Origin of the sequence: Phyllobacterium sp. (genome assembly GCF_037994405.1) — a bacterium.
In the GTDB taxonomy this organism is placed as follows: domain Bacteria; phylum Pseudomonadota; class Alphaproteobacteria; order Rhizobiales; family Rhizobiaceae; genus Phyllobacterium.
The window spans coordinates 1-3,835 of the sequence record NZ_JBBNAN010000328.1; the positions used below are offsets into that span (position 1 = coordinate 1).

Sequence of the window (3,835 nt, forward strand, 5' to 3'; positions counted from 1 at the left end):
TCATCCAGGTGAGCATCTGCTTGAAAGTATCGAAGTCCGCGGCGTGTCAGCTGAGGAATTTGCACAGCTGGCGGAAATTCCAGGAGCGACGGTTGACGCTATCATCGCCGGGCGGCGTCCCATGACCTATGATATCGCCGTGCGCATTGATGACGCCTTGGGGATAATGCCGGAATTTCGGCGCGAGCACCTTACTTACCTGTCACCACGGAAACTGAGGCGCCTCGAGGCCGCACTAAGCGAAGTCATGCAGCGTCAGGTGCCCGGTGACGTGGCGGAGTTCGGAGTTGCCCTCGGCGGAAGCGCGATCGTCCTGGCAAAGGCGGCAAAACGCAATGGTCGGAGCTTTCACGGCTTCGACGTTTTTGGAATGATTCCTCCTCCGACCTCGGATAAGGACGACGTGAAATCGAAGGACCGTTATCAGAAGATCGTGAGCGGAAAATCCACCGGGCTCGGCGGCGATCAGTATTACGGATATCGTGACAATCTTTACGACGATGTGTGTCGCGCGTTCACAAAATATGGCCTAGACGTCGACGATTCGACCATCGGTCTGCACAAAGGTTTGTTCGAGGATACGCTGCCGAACACCAAGGTGGGACAGATCGCCTTTGCCCATATTGACTGCGATTGGTACGATCCTGTCATGTACTGCCTGAACAAGGTGGCTGACCGGCTGAGCCAGCATGGCGTCATCTTGATCGATGACTATCATGATTACGGCGGATGCCGCATTGCAACGGACGAATTCTTGCGAGTGCGGTCAGATTTCAGTTTTGAAGATGGAGAAAACGTCATCCTCCGCCGAACAGGAGTGAACACCTGACCAATATACGTAGGACGGCTTGGCTCCCGCCAATAAAATCCAATGCTACATCAATGGGTTCGTGTGGATCCGCCAACCCCTCATATGGGCACTTGTGAACCGATGAGGATAGCACGAGGCTCCTTTTTAAGCTGGCAGTGGATGTTGCGCCGCACCAAAAAAGGTTGCGATGCACCAAAATTCCCCTATGCTGCCCTTAGAAGAATTCCCGAGATTGGGAGCTCGACAAGCCCATGACTACCGTCACCGCATCAAAATCGTTTCGCCCTGATATCGAAGGGCTGCGTGCCCTGGCAGTTTCTGGAGTGATTGCCTTCCATTTCGGTTACACCGGCTTGCCAGGTGGCTTCGTCGGCGTGGATATCTTTTTTGTGATATCCGGCTACCTCATTACCAAGCACCTTCAGCAGGAAATAGCCAAGCACGGCACGGTCAATCTGTGGATCTTCTACGCACGGCGTGCACGCCGTCTGCTTCCTGCATCGCTTTTCGTAATTCTGACGACTCTTCTGGTAGGCTATTTTGTTCTCGCGCCATCCGAACAGCAGCTTTATTCCAAGGGAGCGCTGTTCGCTTCGACCTATATAATCAACTTGTGGCTTATCCGTTGGTCTCTTGATTATTTCGCCGTCGATGCTGCGAATAACCCGTTCATTCATTTCTGGTCGCTGTCAGTCGAGGAACAGTTCTATCTAGCCTGGCCCGCGCTTCTCTTGTTATTTACGCGGATGCGCCCGGGCAGGCATGGTGTTTTTTTGCTGATGGCGACCGTAGCCGCCATTTCGTTTGGCCTCTGCGCCTGGCTGACAGCCGTTTCACAACCTTGGGCATTCTATTTTTCACCGTTCCGGGCGTGGGAATTTGCCCTGGGAGGCCTCGCGTCGATGGCGCTAGTGGACACATGGGCGAAGCGCTTTCCATATTCGCCGGTGATGGGCTGGCTCGGACTGGGATTGATCGCTGTAACCTATGTAAGCGTATCCGAGCAGTCTCCCTTTCCAGGCTTTATTGCACTGGTCCCAGCGATGGGAACTGTCATGGTGCTCCTTAGTGGCGTGCACCAAAGTCTCCGCGGGCCCAAGGCCATTCTCGCAGTAAGACCCATGCAATGGGCGGGAAAGTTGTCCTATTCGCTCTATTTGTGGCACTGGCCAGTGATTGTCTACGCAATGATGCTGATGCCCGAATTGACAAGTGTTCAGCGCCTCCTGCTCCTGGTGGTGACCTTTGCATTGTCTCTTTTCAGTTATCAATTCGTTGAGAACCCGATACGCAGGAATACCTGGCTGATTGCCGGCACACGCCGTTCCCTCGCCTTCGCTGCACTGCTCACAATGACAGGCGTTACGGTCGCGTATGCGAGCGCCACACTCGCAAAACACAATCTCAGTCCGCAGCAAGAAATGATTGTTGAAACTGCTGAACTCCCCTCCGCAGTGCGCGCAAAGGATGAAAGTTGCGTGCTGGATCTTGAAACGGTCAAGCCAAAACCGTGCGTATTCGGCTCGCCATCTTCAAACGAAACTGTCGTTCTGTTCGGCGACTCGCATGCCGATCACTGGTCGACACCGCTGATTGATATCGCAAAAAAGGATAATATCCGGCTAGTGACCTACTTGAAATCATCGTGCCGAGCGACGCGGATAACAACACGGGATTCAAAACTGAGAAGGGATTATACCGAGTGCGATGACTGGAGGGAGCTTGCGGTCAAAGAAATTATCGCCATGAAACCACAGATGGTAATTATCTCACAGCTCTCCATAAGCCATCTGACAGAAGAAATCGGCGATCCGTCCGAGTTTTCGGCGCGCAAGGTGGAGTGGGCGCAAGGCATAAGATCAACAGTCCAGGCGCTCAGCAATGCCGGCATCAACGTCGTTTTCCTTCGCGATGTTCCCACTCATACCTCTTATCTGGACAAGTGTGTGGCGCGCGCGCTCTGGCAAGGGAGAGACCCGTCGATCTGCGACACGCCCCGGGCTGCAGCTGCCGACGACGATGATGCCCAAACCGAAAAGGGCATCATTTCTAGCATCAAGAACGCAAGATATGTCGATATGACCAATTTCTTCTGCAGCCATACGGTTTGTCATGCCATGGTCAACGGCAAGTTGACCTTCCGTGATCGTCATCACATCGCTACGCCCTACGCGGAATCTCTCGCTGCACCACTTGAACGCGCGATCTTCAAAGAGACGGTTGCCCGTGCTGTGAGAGCTCAACCTGTCAGCGAGACAATACCTGAAGGCGCCTTCGCTATCAGGCTGCAGTGAGTTTCCGTAACAGGGCCTTCCTGGCCGAAAGCCACGGGCACATCTCGTGTCAGCGCACGATGCCCGCTTGCTGCCCAAAGCATGCCCATCTCAAAGCCGTTGATCCTCAGGCCAAATTCGCCAGACCTCGGTAACTGCAGGTCATAAGAAAGCCGGACTTCATGATAAGAAATCGACCGCGAGACTGCCTTCGGTCACGTGTCGCGAGAAGCCATCTCCGGCTCAGAGGCATTGCATCTGAATGGGTCTATTCGTTATAAGTCATTGTTTTCAGCGTCATATTCTTCGAATCGGTTAAGATGACAAATCTAGCTTGGACATCACACTCGTTTATACGTGTCGTAGCACCTGGCTAATGAGCGGGGAACCGGCATTGCAGAGACTTCTTCGATTGTTAAGGTTCGGCAGGCCCCCCGCGCGGGTCGCAAGGAGCCGTCTTTCAATCGATATCTCGCAGATCGCGGTCTACATAATCGGAGATGTGCATGGCTGCTACGACCAGTTGATAACGCTGGAACACATGATTACGGAGGATGCCGCGCAGTTGCCCGGAAAAAAGCTCCTCATTATGCTTGGAGACTATGTCGATCGCGGGCCGGCCTCCGCGCAGGTTATTGAACATCTGATCCACCGGCCTGATCCCGGCTTCCAGCGCATCTGCCTGACTGGCAATCATGATATGGCGATGCTCGATTATCTGGAAAAGCGACTTTCTTTATCTGAATGGTGG

3 protein-coding genes are annotated in these 3,835 nt (G+C 53.6%); all 3 read left to right on the forward strand.

Features of this window, described 5'->3' with window-relative positions:
- On the forward strand, positions 1-829 hold an 829-nt coding region (locus tag AAAC48_RS18195), incomplete at its 5' end, for a TylF/MycF/NovP-related O-methyltransferase (RefSeq protein ID WP_340655536.1).
- 233 nt (positions 830-1,062) lie between these two features.
- The gene (locus AAAC48_RS18200; RefSeq protein WP_340655537.1) at positions 1,063-3,105 is read left to right on the forward strand and encodes an acyltransferase family protein; all 2,043 of its coding nucleotides are present in this window, start codon (positions 1,063-1,065) and stop codon (positions 3,103-3,105) included.
- Between the two features lie 313 nt (positions 3,106-3,418).
- Positions 3,419-3,835: metallophosphoesterase (locus tag AAAC48_RS18205; protein WP_340655538.1), on the forward strand; the 417-nt coding region annotated here is incomplete at its 3' end.